The sequence below is a fragment of the Curvibacter lanceolatus ATCC 14669 genome, assembly GCF_000381265.1.
Lineage (GTDB): Bacteria > Pseudomonadota > Gammaproteobacteria > Burkholderiales > Burkholderiaceae_C > Curvibacter > Curvibacter lanceolatus.
This window is the reverse complement of sequence record NZ_KB906295.1, coordinates 1-16947: the sequence shown is the minus strand read 5'-3', so window position 1 is coordinate 16947 and position 16947 is coordinate 1. Positions and strand designations below refer to the sequence as shown.

At 60.1% G+C, this 16947-nt stretch carries 14 protein-coding genes and 1 pseudogene; 9 read left to right on the top strand and 6 right to left on the bottom strand.

The window, feature by feature from the left end; genetic code table 11:
• The first annotated feature begins 156 nt into the window (after positions 1–156).
• From F624_RS0131260 to F624_RS0131220, 9 genes are all read left to right on the top strand, one after another.
• Positions 157–1080, top strand: a complete 924-nt coding sequence (locus F624_RS0131260; RefSeq protein WP_084679881.1) for a hypothetical protein — start codon at positions 157–159, stop codon at positions 1078–1080.
• A 165-nt stretch (positions 1081–1245) separates the two neighbouring features.
• Entirely contained in the window at positions 1246–1851 is a 606-nt protein-coding gene (locus F624_RS0131255; RefSeq protein ID WP_019578308.1) for a hypothetical protein, read from the top strand.
• Entirely contained in the window at positions 1851–2801 is a 951-nt protein-coding gene (locus F624_RS35250) for a hypothetical protein (RefSeq protein ID WP_157443729.1), read from the top strand. Before F624_RS0131255 ends, F624_RS35250 begins: the two co-directional genes overlap by 1 nt.
• A 12-nt stretch (positions 2802–2813) precedes the next feature.
• Positions 2814–3260: a hypothetical protein gene (locus F624_RS36140; protein WP_019578306.1), complete on the top strand. Its 447-nt coding sequence runs from the start codon at positions 2814–2816 to the stop codon at positions 3258–3260.
• Positions 3257–3544 carry a hypothetical protein gene (locus F624_RS0131240; protein WP_043427126.1) on the top strand — a complete coding sequence of 96 codons (288 nt, stop codon included), beginning with the start codon at positions 3257–3259 and terminating at the stop codon, positions 3542–3544. Before F624_RS36140 ends, F624_RS0131240 begins: the two co-directional genes overlap by 4 nt.
• A complete protein-coding gene (locus F624_RS0131235; protein WP_019578304.1) occupies positions 3544–3888 on the top strand; it encodes a hypothetical protein in 345 nt (114 codons plus the stop codon). Before F624_RS0131240 ends, F624_RS0131235 begins: the two co-directional genes overlap by 1 nt.
• On the top strand, positions 3885–4400 hold the full coding sequence (locus tag F624_RS0131230) for a lysozyme (RefSeq protein ID WP_019578303.1): 516 nt from the start codon (positions 3885–3887) through the stop codon (positions 4398–4400). The genes F624_RS0131235 and F624_RS0131230 overlap by 4 nt, the downstream gene beginning before the upstream one ends.
• Complete coding sequence (locus tag F624_RS33025; protein WP_019578302.1) at positions 4384–4938, top strand: DUF2514 family protein; 555 nt, start codon at positions 4384–4386, stop codon at positions 4936–4938. The genes F624_RS0131230 and F624_RS33025 overlap by 17 nt, the downstream gene beginning before the upstream one ends.
• A 150-nt stretch (positions 4939–5088) precedes the next feature.
• Positions 5089–5877 carry a DNA adenine methylase gene (locus tag F624_RS0131220; protein WP_019578301.1) on the top strand — a complete coding sequence of 263 codons (789 nt, stop codon included), beginning with the start codon at positions 5089–5091 and terminating at the stop codon, positions 5875–5877.
• Positions 5878–7298: 1421 nt separating this feature from the next.
• Here the strand turns inward: F624_RS0131220 and F624_RS36135 are convergent.
• The 6 genes and pseudogenes from F624_RS36135 to F624_RS0131200 all read right to left on the bottom strand — a co-directional run.
• Positions 7299–7517, bottom strand: a pseudogene (locus F624_RS36135) (IS5/IS1182 family transposase); the annotation flags it as partial.
• Between the two features lie 243 nt (positions 7518–7760).
• Positions 7761–10892, bottom strand: coding sequence for a type I restriction endonuclease subunit R (locus tag F624_RS0131215; RefSeq protein WP_019578300.1), 3132 nt, complete (start codon positions 10890–10892; stop codon positions 7761–7763).
• An 11-nt stretch (positions 10893–10903) separates the two neighbouring features.
• On the bottom strand, positions 10904–12274 hold the full coding sequence (locus tag F624_RS35240) for a restriction endonuclease subunit S domain-containing protein (RefSeq protein ID WP_157443728.1): 1371 nt from the start codon (positions 12272–12274) through the stop codon (positions 10904–10906).
• Positions 12271–14109, bottom strand: a complete 1839-nt coding sequence (locus tag F624_RS0131205; RefSeq protein ID WP_019578298.1) for a type I restriction-modification system subunit M — start codon at positions 14107–14109, stop codon at positions 12271–12273. The genes F624_RS35240 and F624_RS0131205 overlap by 4 nt, the downstream gene beginning before the upstream one ends.
• A gap of 992 nt (positions 14110–15101) precedes the next feature.
• Positions 15102–15941: a hypothetical protein gene (locus F624_RS35235; RefSeq protein WP_157443727.1), complete on the bottom strand. Its 840-nt coding sequence runs from the start codon at positions 15939–15941 to the stop codon at positions 15102–15104.
• 737 nt (positions 15942–16678) lie between these two features.
• Positions 16679–16947: integrase core domain-containing protein (locus F624_RS0131200; protein ID WP_019578296.1), on the bottom strand; the 269-nt coding region annotated here is incomplete at its 5' end.

Sequence of the window (16947 nt, the reverse complement as noted above, 5' to 3'; positions counted from 1 at the left end):
CACCGCCGAACTGCTCACCCGCCTGATCGCCGAGGTGCAGGCCCTGCGGGCTCAGACCGCCCAGCTCGAAGCCCAGGCCCGGCGCACTGCGGATGCCACCAATGGCAACCCCGAGGGCGGGGCCGTGCCCATGGCCCTGGTGGAGGACCACACCCAATGAATATCTTGGTTCCCTTGACGATCACCGAGGCCATGCTGGCCGACTGCAACATTGCCGAGCCCGCGGTCGGCGAAGTCGAATGGGTGTCTGGTGCGGCCTGCGCCCTGGGTGATCGCCGCATCCGCAAGGCCACGCACCGCATTTACGAATGCGTCAAAGCCGTGGCCGCGGGTCGCACGGTGCTGCCTGAGGTCGATGCCGAGTACTGGTTGGATGCGGGCCCCACCGCCCGTTGGGCGGCGTTTGACACCGAGGTCAGTACCCAGGGGCGCATCGCATCACCCCTGACCTATGTGCTGCGCCCGGGCTTCTTCAATGCAATTGCCTGCTACGGCCTGGACGGCGCCACGCTGTCGGTCACCGTCAAAGACAAGCCCGCCGGCACGGTGGTCTTCAGCAAGACCCTCGTCCTGCAGGAGGACCCGCTCGATTGGTACGACTGGGCGTTTGGCGCCATCAAGCCCCTCACGCGCTGCCTGATCCGGGACCTGGTGCCGTACCCCGAAGCCGAGCTGACCCTCTCTCTCACGGCGCCGGCCGGCGGCGTGGTGGGTGCGGGCATGGTGGTGCTGGGTGACCTGGTGCCCCTGGTCAATGCCGACACCTGGGGCGGCACCCAGCCCGGCGCCACGGCCGAGCCCGTCACCTATTCGTACATCAAGACCGACGACTACGGCAACACCTCGATCAAGCGGCGCCGCTCGGCAACAGACATGCGCTTCAAGCTGATCTTGCCGCGCGAGCAGGCCGACTACGTGCTGTCTGTCGTTCAGCGCGTGCTCGATGTGCCCGCGGCCTGGATCGCGACGGACGCCGCCGGCTTCGTCGGACTCAACGTCTTCGGTCTGGGCAGTGGCTCCATGAGCTACGACAACGCCCAGACCGCCACCTTCAGCGGCTATGTGAAAGGAATGGTCTGAATGGCCTTGTCAAATCCCCCCACCCTTGATGACCTCCCGGCCACGCCGGACCGGGCCGATCGAACGAGCTTTGCCGTGCGCTGCACCGCGCTCTTCGATCACCTTAAAAACACCAGCGTCCCCCAGTGGCGTGCTGCCTTCTCTTGGATGAATGCAGCAGTTGCCTTGACCGCTCAAAACCTTCAGGACGCCGCCGCTCAGGCCTTTTTATCTGGCCAGCGGGCGGATGCCGCAGCCGGCGCCGCAGCCAACGCAGCTCAAACACTGGCAGCAGCCCAGGCCGCGCTCGGGGCCCGCAAGTGGGTCCCCGGCCCCTATGACGACGGCGCCTGCGCCTGGTCGCCCAGCAATGGGCGCTTGTACCGAGCCAGGCAGGCCTTGGCAGCCAGCGGGGTGGACCCGGTGGCTGACCGGGCCCATTGGTTTGACCTGTCGCAAGTGGGCTTGCCCATTGGCTATGTCGACGATACCGGCGGGAACCTGTATGGCGAACCCAACGGCGGCTTGAACATGATCAACGTGATGCAGTTTGCGGGTGGGCCTTGCGCCAAGTATCTGCCGCAACAGCCCAGCGATGGCGACACCTGCGTGATCGTGGTGGCCAACGCTCGCACCGACAACAGCCTCTTGATCAACCCCGTGCAGCCCATTGCCCTGGTGGTGGGCCGGGTGGTCTTGCGCAAGGCCGGCGACTCTGTGGTGCTTGACCGTATCGCTCGGCCCATCACGTTCCAATTTTTTGCAGCTCGAAACGAGTGGAGGGCCCTGTGATGCAGGCATTTCTTTCTGAGGCAGGGGGCGATGGCCTGGTGACGGGCTACACCGAACTGGGCCCGATCACCAGCTCGCAAACGATCAGCGCTCCCGCAGGCACCCGGCGCATTGAAGCGCTGCTGGTGGGCGGTGGCTTCAACGGCACTGGGTCTGGGGGCGGCTTTGGGGGCGCTGCGATCTACGCCATCCCGGTCACAGGCCAGCCCCTGGTGCTGACGGTGGGCGGCCCAGGCGGTGGCATCACATCGGTGGCCAGTGCAGCGGTGATCTATGCCCAGGTGGGCGGCGGGTTTTGCTCGGGCGTCACGGGTGGCAGTGCCAGCACCCTGTTCTACCCGGCCTCGGGTCAGCTGTTGTGGTGCTTGCTGGATGCGCCCAACACGCCCCCCGGCTGCACGGTCGGCGGTGGGCCAGGCAGCGGCGGTGCCATGAGCTATGGCGGCAGCGGGGCCCCAGGCAACCTGGGCGGCGGGGGCTCGGGTGGAAGTGGTGGCAATGGCAGCGGCACCAACAACGGCAACCTGGCCGCATCGGGCGGCAGCAACGGTGCTGCGGGCGGCTCGCTGGTGGGCCGCGCTGTCTGGGGCTACACGGGCCAGCCAGGTGGCAGCGCCGGTGCGGGCGTGGCCAGTGCAGGCGGGGGCGGTGGTGGTGCCGGTGGCGGGGGCGGATTGTTGGGCCCAGGAGGGCAGGGCGGCAACGCTGCAGGCAGCAACGGAGGCGCAGGTGGTGCTGGCGGCCAAGGCGGCGGCGGTGGGGGCTCAGGGGGCGGTGGCGGGGGCTCGAACTACAACAACTCACAGGGCTACGGCGGCCAGGCCGGCTCGGGTGGCCCTTCGGGGGCGGCTGGATCGAGGCCTTCGTATGGCGATGGCGGCGAGCCCGGCAAAGCGGGCACTGCGGGTGTCGGCGGTGCTGGCTTCATTCATTTGCGCTTTTACAGCTAAGGAGACACAAACATGGACTACGCCCTGATCAATGCCGGCCAGGTGGTGAACCGCATCGTGGCCGATGAGGCGTTTGTGGCGGCCATCGCCGCTGACTACGAACACATTGAGCCCTTGGCTGAAGGTAGCCCGGTCGGGGTGGGCTGGGGCTGGCAGGCCGAGTTGGGCTGCCAGCCTCCGGCTCATCTCGCAGCAGAAGCCTCCCCAGAGCCGGCACCGGTGCCGCGCCACCTGGCCGTGGGCGCCTTCTTCGACCGCTTCGGCCCCGCCAAATGGGCCATCCTGGCCGACCCGAGCCCTGCGGTGCAGGCCCTGGTCAAAGACTGCTCCGTGCGCAGCTTCATCGACCTGGACCGGGCTGATCTGCCCACGGCCCTGGCCTTGCTGGTGCAGGCCGGCCACGCGGTCGACGTGGAGAAAATCCTGGGCGCCCCGGTGCAAGCAGGGGAGCGGCCATGAACCAAAGGCTTTATCTCCTGATGCTGCTGCCGGTCGTGGCCCTGGCCCCCCTGGCCGCCCTGGTGCGCTACGTCTGGGCCGTGCTCACGAACCCGGGCCGGGCCTGGGGCATTGCCCGGGCATTCGATCGGGTGTTCAACGTGGCGGCCAATGGCGATGAGCGCGAGACCGTGAGCAGCCGGGCGGCCCGGGCGCGGGACGAGGGCAGGGCCTGGGGCTGCGTGCTGTGCCGCCTGCTGGACCGGTTTGATGCCGGCCACTGCGACCAGGCCAAGGGGGTGTGATGCTGGACGAGCAAACCACACCATTGTTTCCCTCTGAGCCACCCACCGAGGCCGAACGCTTGGCGGCGGTGGAAGCTGAGCTCCAATCCATTCGCGAGCGCCTGGCCACCGGTGACGAGACCATGGCGAGCCTTCGGGCAGATCTGGCTGAGAACACCAGCGCCACCATCCGCACTGAGTCCAACACGGCCGAGATCGTGGAGTTCTTCGGGGCCATGAAGGGCGCCTTCAAGGTGCTGAACTGGATCGGTGCCCTGGCCAAGCCCATCACCGCGCTCGTGGCGCTGGCCGCCGTCACCTGGGGCGCCTTCCTGACCATCAAAACAGGAGCACCCCCCAAATGAACGATCTCCTCAAAAAGCGCCTGATCCAAGCCGCCAGCGGCGGCGCCATCGCTCTCGCCGGTGTGCTGGCCACCTGGTACGAAGGCCGGCGCCTGACACCCTACCGCGACCCGGTGGGCATCCTGACCGTGTGCGAGGGCATCACGGGCAAAGACGTGGTGCCGGGCAAGACCTACACACCGGCCGAGTGCGATGCGCTGCGCGACAAGCACCTGCGCATCGCAGATGCTGCCGTGTCCCGCCAGATCCGGGTGCCACTCACGCCCTGGCAGCGGGCCGCCCTGATCGACTTCACCTACAACCTGGGCGAAGAGGCCTTGGCCGGGTCGACCCTGGCCCGGCTCTTCAATGCGGGTCACACCCAGGCCGGGTGCGAGCAGCTCTCGCGCTGGGTCAAGGCTCGGGTGCAGGGCGAGCTGGTGACCTTGCGCGGGCTGGTGGACCGGCGCGGGGCAGAGCTCGAGGTGTGCCTCGGCCAACTGCAGGAGGTGGCGAATGCCGGTGCTCGATAACGTCAAACGCGCCTCCCTGCAGGTCCTGGTGCTTGCGCTGGCCAGCACCGCGGCCGTCCAAACCTGGCGCCTGCATGGGGCCCAGCTCGAGGCGGCGGAGGCTCGGACCCAGCAAGCCACCCAGCAGGCCGAGGGTGAGCGCCTGGCCCGCGTGGCCTCAGAAACCAACCGTCAACTGGAGCGGCAATACCGTGAACAAGTCTCTGAAATCGAAACCCGGGCCCAGGCCGATCTGGCGCAATCGCGTGTGGCTGTGGACCGTGCCCGCGATGCTGGCCAGCGGCTGCAGCGCGAACTTGCCGCCTACGTCGAGCGTCAGCGTCGCGCCTGCGCAGATTCCACCTCTGTCGGCAACGGCTCGGCAAAACTCGGCAATGCCGACTTGCTTGCCGAGTTGTTCAGACGCGCTGACGCAAGAGCGGGAGAGCTGGCGGCAATTGCTGATGAAGCCCGAATAAGAGGCCTGGCCTGCGAGGCCAGCTATGACGCAGTCAAGAACGCCGGGGACCAGCCGGCGGAGGTGCACACCTCCCCCTGATCCCCAGAAAAAAGAACAGGGCGAACGGCTGGAGTGATTGGACCCACCCCGACCGAACGCCGAACCCACAGCATGCACCTGTGAGCCCAGCCCAAGTCCCTGCCCACCTGTACAGGCGGGGCGAGTGTAAACGAAGCTTTGGAGCCCACAATGGCAACCCCCATCATCCCTTGGCTCGGTGGCAAGCGCCGCCTGGCCGATATCCTGATCCCGCGCTTCCCGGCGCACACCTGTTACGTCGAGGTCTTCGCGGGAGGCGCCGCGCTGTACTTCCTGCGCCCGCCGGCCGACGTGGAGGTGATCAACGACGTCAACGGCGAGCTGGTCAACCTGTACCGTGTCGTGAAACACCACCTCGAGGAGTTTGTGCGCCAGTTCAAATGGGCGCTGTCCAGTCGCGACATGTTCAAGTGGCTGCAGGACACCCCGCCCGAGACCATGACCGACCTGCAGCGGGCGGCCCGGTTCTATTACCTGCAGCACCACGCCTTCGGCGGCAAGGTGCAAGGCCAGACCTGGGGCACGGCCACCACGGCGCCGCCCTTGAACCTGCTGCGCATCGAAGAAAACCTGAGCGCTGCACATCTGCGCTTGTCCAGCACCTACATAGAGCGCCTGGACTGGCAGCAGTGCATCAAGCGCTACGACCGGCCGCACACCTTGTTTTACATGGACCCGCCTTACTGGCAAACCGAGGGGTATGGCGTGCCGTTTGAGTGGGATCAGTACGAGGCCATGGCGCAGCTGATGCGCGAGATCAAGGGCAAGGCCATCCTGAGCATCAATGACCACCCGGACATCCGGCGCTGCTTTGAAGGGCTGCAGATGGAGGTGGTGCCGATTACCTACCAAGTGGGCGGTGGGGCCAAGGGGGTGGATAGGAACGAGCTGATCATTTACAGCTGGGATCGGGAGGGGGAGCCGGTGGGGTTGTTTTGAGCTGGAGTTCTAATGAAGGCGTCTGAACCAACGCTTAAGGTCGGCGACATGAAGGGGTGTCTTTGGCGCGGTGCATCAATCTCGCTGCTAAAGCACTACCGGCAATGCGATCATGAGCCCTGGCAGCGTTCGGATGAGAGGCTCGAGCGTCTCTATCTACGGGGATGGGTAGGCCCTTTTTTGCTTCTTCGATAAAACAATGCCCAGCGTAAGCTGGGCATTGCTACGGCTGGAGTTGTATCCAGTGTCGCGAGAGTACATCAGTGACTGCACAAAAATTGTGCTCATCTATGTCTCTTGAGCCTAAAATTCAAGTCGGCAGTTGAACTTTGACGGCTGTGTTTACGCTTTAGAAACAGGAACCAATAGCGGGAAGGCTTTGAGTCCACGTTGATACGCGTAGATCTTCGTTCCGTTTTTCAGAGTGATCCAGGGTCGGAAGATGACCTTGTATCCATCTGGAACCGGAGAGTTAGGGTCCAAATGCTTCATTCATATCACCTCCCTTCTGCCATCTAGATGGCGGTTTGGGTTGAATGCCAATGCCGACTCTGTCGGCCTGCGCGGCTCAAGCGACTCGTTCTTGGAGGAGCATCGTCGCTTGAGCTGCCTTTCTTCGTCAGTGCATGGGCCAGGCTCACTGACTGCATCTCATATTATCTTCACGGCCCGACCCTTTCTTGATTTAAGAAGTGCCCACTATATCTGGAATTTTGGGTGAATTCAAGACGCCACGGATGGCTTTCAAAATAGGGGCGGAACAGTGGACTTCACCCCGCTTCTCGCTAGGTTTGGATTATCGCGGGCTTTTTTGAGTCGTCTGGCTGCAAATTTTTCCAGTTGACAGGGGGTATTTTTTTGTGCTTGGGCTAAGGTTTTTTTGTTTTTTTGTTTCTAAGCTGTTGATTCCATTGATGAAAAATTTTTGAGATCCAATTTTTTATTGTTGGTCTGCTGTTGTTTGTTATTAACTGTTGTTGATTGGTGCTATTAACGCTGGGTTAATAACATGATCTGGGTTGTGATCTAGATGTGTTGAGGTTTGTGTGAATGATAGTGGCACTGGGGTGAGGGCATTACTGTTGCTGTTATTGACGGCATTTAAGACGGCCTCAATGTTGGCTTTCATGGTGGCCTCTATAGCGAACTGCTACAGGCGCGGTGTCGCGTTAATCGATTGGCACATCTGGTGTTGAACGTCGGTTCTCTAGACTGGGAAGACGAGCCACGCCTTCCAATTCCAATGGGAAGTAGGCCGCCTCTTACAGCGCCTCCACTAGGCATAAAGCTGCTGCAGCTGCTCTCAGCCAGGTTGCACACCTGGGCCAATTCGGCGGGGTAGCTGCCGGGCTTCGGCGATGTGGTTGGCCACCTTGGCCAGAATCTTGGTGGGCGCAATACCTACCCCGTAGGGGATGCTCACCGGAGCCCACCACTGCGACGCAGGGGCCGAACAAATCCATGTCCTCGATGCGCTTGCCTGCGCGCACCTGGCGTGCAAAGCGGTGTGCCAAAGAGGCCTCCAATTCTTGCCAGGGCATGCGGTTGGCCAACACCGCCAGGGGATGGCGCAGATCAATCATCTGGTCAAGGCGGTTGCGGAAGAAGTCAGCGGTCATGGTTGATCGGGCCTCAGGCAAAACTCCCAGGAATTGGGCTGTGGTGAATATTAAATTGGGAGTTCTGGGGTGCAGCAATGGCCTGCGGGGCCAATGTTCATGCGGGTTGGTGGGGTTTGGCAGGGACGACCACTTATCAGGTGGGTGGTGGAGCCAAGGGGGTGGAGCGCAATGAGCAGATCATTTACAGCTGGGATCGGGAGGGGGAGCCGGTGGGGTTGTTTTGATCTCGACCGTGCGGTTCTCCTGTGATTCGACCCTGGCTTAGGCCCCTGCGCCTGTATTGAATCCAGAGCGGGCCCGCAACGCTTCATAGAGTTGCGCCGGCCCCAGCAGAATGTCCTTGAGGCCATCTCGAACCCGCTCCGAGCCCAGCGCCTGGCTGCTCATGGCGGTGTGGGCTTCCAACGCATCCATGATGGCGTGCATCACTGCTGCCTTGAGGTCAGGCGAGTTGGCAAACTGCTCCTTGCTGTTGCTGGCGGCCTGTTGCCTCAGGGTTTCGTTCTCGAGCAATTTGCCCTTGAGTACCCCGTTCACGTAAACCAACTGGTCGTCGTCGCTGAGCTCCCCCTCAAACAACCCATTCACCTTCTGGATGATTTCGTTCAGGTAGGCCTGCTGCTTCTCCTGCACCGAGCCCGTGCCCACCGCATCCATCGGGGGCAGCTTGTAGGTGCCGTCGGCGTTCAGGTTCAGGGACTGCTTGCCGTGGTTCTTCAGGGTGTGGTGGGTCAGCACCACCTTCGACAAGTCCACCGTGTCGCGCTCGCGGCCGAATTCCAGCAGGGGTATCAGGCGCTTGAAGAACAGAAAGCGCTTCTCGATGTCGGTGTTGCCGTAATCGAAGATTTGCGACAGGAATGAGTAGAGGCGCACGAAGCTGCCCATGTCGTTCTTGAACAGCACCAGGACGTCAAGCGCATCCTTGGCGGCCTGGCTCGCCTTCTCGTCCCCTTGTTCATCGGCCCAGGTTTTATCGGCCTTGGCGGCCTTGTAGCGCTTCAGAAGGCGGTCGGCCACCGGAGCAATCGCGGCGTCGAGCTGCTTTTGCGTGCCCTTGGGGTCCACGTCCACCTTGGCGACGCGCTCCACCTCAAAGTCGTCGTAGTGGCCGCTGGCGTCGAGCTTGGCCCGCAGGTCGTAGACCAGGTGTGGGTCGGTGCTGGCCTCCAGCTCGGCCGTCTCGTAATAGGTCTTGAAAGCCTTGAGGATGTCGGCGGGCTCGTTGACGAAGTCGAGGATGTAGGTCGTGTCCTTACCCGGGTGGGCGCGGTTCAGGCGCGACAAGGTTTGCACGGCCTGGATGCCGCCCAGCATCTTGTCCACGTACATCCCACAAAGCAGGGGTTGGTCAAACCCGGTCTGAAACTTGTTCGCCACCAGCAGCAGGTGGTACTCGGGCTCGGCAAAGGCATCGCGGATGTCGCGCCCCTTCAGGCCAGGGTTCAAGTCCTTGCTGGCCTCGGTGACCGGGGCGGGATAGCTCTCGGGGTCGTCCACCTCGCCCGAAAAGGCCACCATCACGCCCAAGGGGTAGCCCTGGCGCTCGATGTAGGCCCGGATTGCCTTTTGCCAGCGCACCGCCTCCTTGCGGCTGCCCACCACCACCATCGCCTTCGCCTTGCCCGCGAGCAGGGGTTGCACGTTCTCGCGGAAGTGCTCGACCACGACCTGCACCTTCTGCGCGATGTTGTAGGGGTGCAGGCGCACCCAGCTCATGATGCCCTTCATGGCCGCGCTGCGCTCGACCTGGGTCTCGTCGTACTCCTGCCCGTCGTGGGCGAGCTTGAAGGCGAGTTTGTAGCTGGTGTAGTTCTTCAGCACATCCAGGATGAAGCCCTCTTCAATCGCCTGACGCATCGAGTAGACGTGGAAGGGCAGGGGCAACCCATCCGGACCAGGCCGGCCGAACAGCTCCAGGGTCTTCTGCTTCGGGGTGGCCGTGAAGGCGATGTAGGTCAGGCTCTTGGCCCCTGCGCTGTCGGCGCTGCGGGCGGCCATCTGCGCGGCTAGCAAGGCCTCGGTATCGACTTCGCCACCATCTTGCAGGGCCTCCCATTCTTCGGCCGATAAAAGCTGCTTGAGCTTGGCGGCCGCCTCGCCGCTTTGCGAGCTGTGGGCCTCGTCGGCAATCACCGCGAAGCGCTTGCCCTCGGTGGCCGCCAGCTCTTGCACCGCCTGAAGGGCGAAGGGGAAGGTCTGGATGGTGCAGATGATGATTTTCTTGCCATCCTTGAGCGCTTGGCCGAGCTGGGCGCTTTTGCTGCCGTGCTCGTTGGTGATGCTCTCCACCACGCCGTGGGTGCGCTCGAAGTCGAAGATGGCCTCTTTGAGCTGAGCGTCCAGCACGTTGCGGTCGCTCACCACCAGAACGCTGTCGAACATCTTCTGATGCTCGGCGTTGTGCAGGTCGGCCAGGAAGTGCGCCGTCCAGGCAATCGAGTTGGTCTTGCCCGAACCCGCCGAGTGCTGAATGAGGTAGCGCTGCCCGGCGCCGTTCGCCAGCACATCGGCCACCAGGCGCCGGGTGGCATCGAGCTGGTGGTAGCGGGGGAAGATGACGTTCTTCGGCTGCTTCTTGTCGTCGCGTTTGCCGATGAGGTAGCGGTGCAGGATGTCGAGCCAGCTATCGCGGGCCCAGACCTCCTCCCACAAGTAGGACGTGGCAAAGCCGTCGGGGTTGGGCGTGTTGCCCGCCGCGCCTTCGTTGCCCTTGTTGAAGGGCAAGAAGTAGGTGGCCGGGCCCGCGAGCTTGGTGGTCATCATCACCTCGCTCTGGCTCACCGCGAAGTGCACCAGTGCTCCCCCAGGAAAGCCCAGAACGGGCTCCAGAACCCCGCCCTTGGGCTGGGGCAGCCTGTCGAAGCGGTATTGGTCCACGGCGTCCTGAACGCTTTGGGTGAAGTCGGATTTGAGCTCGGCCGTGGCCACCGGGATGCCGTTCAGGTAAAGCACCAGGTCCAGCGCATCCTGGGTGTTGTTGGGCGAGTGCCGAACCTGCCGCACCACGCGGAGGCGATTGGCCGCGTAACGCTCCAAGGTGGCCGGGTTGATGGCGAGGGAGGGCTTGAACTGCGCCAGGTTCAAGGGCTCTTTGAGCCCAATCATCTCCACGCCACGGCGCAGCACATCGAGGGTGCCGCGCTCGTTCAGGTTCTTACGCACCCGCTCGGCCAGTCGCTCGGCCAAGGCCGGGCCGTGGGTCTTGGTGAGGCGCTGCCAAGTCTCGGCTTGGGTGGCCTCCACCCAGGCGAGCAGGTCAGGCAGGAAGAGGCCGCTGGCGCGGTCATGGTGCTCGGCATCGCCCTCGGCGTAGAGCCAACCGTGGGCCGCGAAGTGGGCGCAGATTTCCGACTCGAAGTGGCGTTCTTGGTGCAGGTTCTTGGCGGTCATGCGGTCATGGCCTACGGGGCGGCGTTGCGTACGTCAATTTGGCCGGTGACGGCGGCAGAGATGAGGCCGGAGCGTCGTTCTTTGAGCAGTGTAATGGCGCGCTGAGTCTCTATTTTGAGGGTGTCGAGCTTGGAATTTTCCTCAACAATAAATGCGGCTATGACAGCTTGCTCGTCTTTAGGGGGTAAGGCAACTTGCCGAGAAGACATAACGCTTAGCGGAATTCGTGACCGGGTAGTTCCCGTCGCTAGAACGCCAGCATCGTAAGCAGCTCCCGAGGATAGTTGCCATGCGACAAATTCGGGTTCAGCTCGCTCAGTATCGAGTCGAAATCTAAAACAGTCAGCTTTGACTAACGCCAATCCAAGACCTGCTGGTGCAATACACGCTCTGCCTAACAAATTGTTGTCATCGCCGAGGCCTGCGACCAAAAGGTCACCGTCTCTTACCTCATGGCCGCGCAGCTCTTTGAGGAAGTAGCGCTCATCAATGAACACTGGCTCACCGATATTGAATAGGCCCGCTCGAATGTTTTGAAGCCGAATAACGAGTGCGCCATTATCGGTGTAGTGCTCTGACTTGATACCCGAACCAAAGGGACCATCACACCGTTTAAGAGATAAACGTGCTAACGGTGTAAGCGTCCAATGTGAGGGCACCTCCCCCAACCACCCCACCCCCGAATCCTTCATCGGCACATCGGGATTGAGGCCCTTGGTGACAGCGTGGGAGATGGTGGCTTGGCGCTTCTCGGCGAGCAGGGTCAGGAGTTTTTCTTGCTCGGCAATCAGGGTGTCGATTTTGGCGGTTTCGCGGTCGAGGAAGGCGGCGATACCTACTTGCTCAGCCTCAGGTGGGAAGGGGGCCCTTTCGTTGAAGTAACGGTCTTGGTCTAGATTCTGGATGCCTGACGTTTGATTGATGGAGCCGATATTTACACCCATCGAGTACGCGGCGCTGTGAACGTAGTTCCAGTAGCCGGTATTCATGCCTTGCTTCAAGCAAATTCGGGCAACAAAGTTGGAGCACACTGCCGGCATATCCAATTGATACCGAACGACTTGCCCAACAGGTTGCTGTTCGCCGCCCCCGGACTTTTCCAGCAGCAGGTCTCCTTTGTTTAACAACCGATTGAGTCGCTCTTTGGCGGTGACAGAGCGAATTGTTGGAATCTGCGGATTTACTTCGAGTCGCTCTCTATCGAAGTCGGCGACCCGCACACACGCAATATCGTTTTCATCGCCTTGAGGCTCTTCACCCCAAATCCCGTTGCGAGCAAAGGAGACCGATGCCTTGATGCGGTCGACCTTCCAGTGAGAGGGGATGTGGCCAATCCAAGCTACCCCGCTGTCCTCGTAGTCTCTATAGGTCGGCAAACTCATTCCGCTAACTCCCCCAGCATCTTCATGATGCTGCTCGTGACTGCCTTCAACTCCTCGTCGATTTCATGAAGGCTGCGCGGCGGCTCAAACACGTAGAAGTGTCGGTTGAACGGAATTTCGTAGCCCACCTTGGTCTTCTCCGGGTCAATCCAGGCATCGGGCGCATGGGGTAGCACCTCGCGCGTGAAGTAGGTTGCGACGTCTTCGCTCAGCGGCACGTTCTCGGTATCACGCAGAGCGCTGTCGGCCTGGGGCTTGCCCTTTTGCTTGCCCTTGAGGCCCAACACCACGTTACCCGCCTCATCGCGCAGGGGGCGCTCGACGGTGATGGTGGTGTAGCCAAAATCCTCATTGGCGAAGATGCGTGAAATCGGCACCTTCTTGAGCTTGCCGCCTTCGGGGGGCACGGGCGGGGTGTCGGTCGCAGTGACCAGGCGGGTCTCGACCTCCTTGCCCAGGGCGTTGAATACGGTGAATTGCTCCGCTTCGGTGAAATCGCCAAACAGACGGGTGACGGTAGCGATGTGCTCCTCGCTCATCTCTTTGCGCTTGCTGCCGAGGCTTTTGCGCATCTTTTGCCAAAAGCCCGATGCGTCGATGAGCTGAACGAAGCCGCGCCGGTCTTCGGGCTTCTTGTTCGACAAGACCCAGACGTAGGTGGCGATGCCAGTGTTGTAGAACATGTCGGTCGGCAGCCCGATGATGGCCTCGACCAGGTCGTTCTCCAGCACATAGCGCCGGATTTCGCTCTCGCCGCTGCCGGCGCCTCCGGTGAACAGGGGCGAGCCGTTTAGGACGATGCCAAAGCGGCTACCGCCCTCCTGGGCTGGGCGCATCTTGGACAAGAGGTGCAGCAGGAACAGCATCGAGCCATCCGAGACCCGGGGCAAGCCCGGGCCAAATCGGCCGTCAAAGCCCTTTTGCTCATGCTCCTGCCGCACGGCCTTCTCCACCTTCTTCCACTCCACGCCGAAGGGCGGGTTGGAGAGCATGTAGTCGAACTTGCGGTGGGCGTGCCCGTCGTCGCTCAGGGTGTTGCCCACCACGATGTTGCCCACGTCCTGCCCCTTGATGAGCATGTCGGCCTTGCAAATCGCGTACGACTCGTCGTTGAGCTCCTGGCCGAACATGGTCAGACGGGCCTGGGGGTTGTGTTCCAGCAGGTACTCGCCGGCCACCGAGAGCATGCCGCCCGTGCCCGCTGTCGGGTCGTAGATGGTGCGCACCACGGCGTTACCGGCGGTGAGCACGTCGTCATCCTCGATGAACAGCAGGTTCACCATCAAGCGAATCACCTCACGTGGCGTGAAGTGCTCCCCGGCGGTTTCATTGCTGATTTCAGCGAACTTGCGGATGAGTTCCTCGAACACCCCACCCATCTGGGCGTTGTCCACCACGTCGGGGTGGAGGTCGATGTTGGCGAACTTCTCGGTGACCAGGTAGAGCAGGTTGGCCTTGGCGAGGCGTTCCACCTGGGTGTAGAAATCGAAGCGCTCAAATATGTCCCGGGCGGCCGGAGAGAAGCCTTGGACGTATGCGTAGAGGTTCTGCCGGATGTTGTCTTGGTCGCCCAACAGCTTCATCAGGTCGAGCGGCGAGGTGTTGAAGAAGGTCTGGCCGGCCTTGCGCTCCAAAAAAGGGTCAGGGTTCAGGCCCAGCTTGGTCTTGGCCTCGAATTCGGCCAGCACGGCGGGCTTGGTGGCCTCCAGAACGCAGTCCAGGCGACGCAGCACGGTGAAAGGGAGGATGACGCGCCCGTATTCGGACTGTTTGAAGTCGCCACGCAGCAAATCGGCAACGGACCAGATGAAGGACGAGAGGGCTTGGTGGTTCATGAACTGACTGTTTTAGGCGCGAGAAAATTGCTACTTTGGCTATTCTCATGCACAAAATTGTGCAGATGCGCTTGACTGGGCTGCGTACGTGATCAACAAGGGGCATCTTGGCTGAGCTGAATTTTCACGATCTGCAGGTGCCTGTAAGGCGACAACTCCTTGCTGTTGTCAAGGGGGCGCAACAGGCAAAGGGCTCGGGTGCGGGACGGTCATGCTGCTCCCAAGTTAGCTTGTTACCTTGACTGCTTCTGGCAACCGAGTTTGCTCGGGAATCGAAATCAAACTCTTCACCTGCCTCATCGTGGCTAGCACTTTCCGGGAACGCCTCGATGGAGAAGACGTGATTGTTCTCGGGATTCGCGATGGCGGCAAACACGTGCAGTACATCATCAGGCCCTGCAGCCAGGGGCGGGGGCGTTTGATGCAAGATTTCGATGCGTTTCGAACGCACCCACCCGGCGTGAATCTACGGTAGGGGCGTATTGGATGGTTGGCATGGCGTGCAGGCAAAAGTTCCTGGCCAGGGATATTGATGACGGTCCGACGTTCGGCCTCAAGGTCCACTGCGTTAAGTGCGTATTCCGATCAAATCCGCCAGTTAGTCCGACTCAAGTCGTTCACCGGCTCTGATCCAAACCAGGTCACTGGTTCCGATTCAAAACTGCCAACTCGGGCCTTACGTCACACCTGGTAGCAACCTAATACGATGACCGAGAACGGCCGAGGCTGTGTGAAAATGCTGATGGATGACTTTCTCGGGGGCTGAGCCCTTGCCTGAATTGAGATCGGGGCTTGTAGGCCGTTCTATGCTGTCGATTTTTGAACCAGCCGACAAGTCGAGGGCTTAAGTCGCGTTTTCACGCAGCCTCGGCCAGGAGCAGCCTAGCACCTGAAATGAAAGCAGACCCTCAACGTATGATTGGAGGCGCGTCGCAGCGCGAAGCGCGGAGGTAACCTAAAAAACAGGTTTGGGCGCCCTCTCGGCAGAATTGTCAGATATCGTTGAATTTAAGAAAATCATTCCGAGTCATAACTCTGGTTTCAACCCCTAACCATTTATATATGGCTTTAATTTTGCGAGCAAGGTTGGCATCGTTGGTTATAAATATATCGGCATAAGCTGCATATATTGCGTGGCTTGTGTCATGTAGGCTTGCCACAAATTTCTCCGAATCATCTGGGAAGTACCTCTGGGCTTCAAGGTGTTCCATTAACTTCTCGACGACCATCTCAAATATTGGGAAGTATTCTCGAATATATGCAAAACGAAGCATTGAAGCGGTTATTCGTTGTTTTGGCACAAATGCACTAAAAGTTTTATGTCGTTTCATCCACAAGTGATTGGAGCGAACGATTTTATTTAAATCCACTCTATATTTCTCCAAAATCTCTTGAGCATCTGAATTGTTGGCCTCCTTTTTGCTAATTTTACCGGAAGCCTCCACCTCTTCGCCTCTTAATAATTTGTATTTTTGATGATTTTCTGCAATGATATTGCGATCGTGCATTGAAATCACCCGCTCATAAGTATCCATTGGATTTTCTTTGTATGTATTTATTCCATTGTTTCTAATGGATACCAGCTCGCATCTCGGGTAAGGCAAGAAACAATATGAGTCGGTTAATTCCTTTAAAAAAACAACCTTTTCATGAGCGTTTTCTGTACTTTGGCCATGATGCTTTACTGTGTTGGCAATTTCTTCCAAATGGGCGGGGCTAAAAGCAATTCTGTATGCATCTTTTTTTAATCTATTTACAGCATTGGCGACTTCTTGATTTCTATTATTCTTCAGGTCGATGATGATATTATTGTCGAGATATAGGTATTTCATGTATTAATTCCAGTTGCAACCTGTCCTCGCTGGGAACGAAAATATGAGAAATAGAATGCATGGCGCGATTAATTCTAGGCACTCATTTTTCATGGCCGAGGTTTGAGGAATGGACGGTCAAAGCATTGGTATGAATTTTACAAGGGTGCACCGCAGAAAGCCAGATGCCGCGTAGATGCGCTTGACACGTTAATTTGTGCAGAGGGCCTTAGGTCGGCAAGCTATTGTGTACAAGTAAGCCCAAACGGGCTCGCTCACTGTCTGCCTTGTGGGCGCAGATCAATCTGTTTTGAATCAACGGCAGCTTTGACACGCTGCTGTGTAACGTCGGCCCGTTGCGGACAACGCGCCGCGCATGCCATTAGCTTTTCATACATATGCATGAGAGCCGACCGCGCCATGTCAAGAGGGGGAGTGCGAAGCTAACCCAATGAAGCCAAGCAGATCTACTGCCGATGGCTCGCACGAAGTGCCGCCTGATCTTCCGTTCACACGGAAATCACACCGATTGCTTGAGACCCGCGCGGGTATTAGAGCGGACGAGGGTTCAAATCCCCCCAACCCATATCACTGACCAAGTCGTTGATCCGACTTGGTCTTTCTCTCTGACTAGCAAGCGATTCTGTCGCGGGGAGCGTGCGCCTGGCAGATCAAGAGGATGTCTGCCCCTGAAGTCAAGCAGCCAATCCTCACTCCCCCCGCGCCACCCTGTATTGACCCAGCACTTTCTGCACAGGTCAGGCCGCTAACGCATAAGCCTCAGCGGGGGTCTTCATTTTCAGCGCCTGGTGAGGGCGCCGATGGTTGTACCAACTGATCCAGTCCGCAATCACTCGGCTGGCGTGCTGCAGGGTTTCAAACCTGTGGCGATGAACGCATTGGTCCTTGAGCGTGCGGATCACGCGCTCAACCATGCCATTCTGCTCAGGGCTGTAAGGCGTGATGAACTCCTGCTGCAGGCCGTAGCTTTTGACCAGGGCCGTGTAGCTGCGGCTGGTAAAAACCA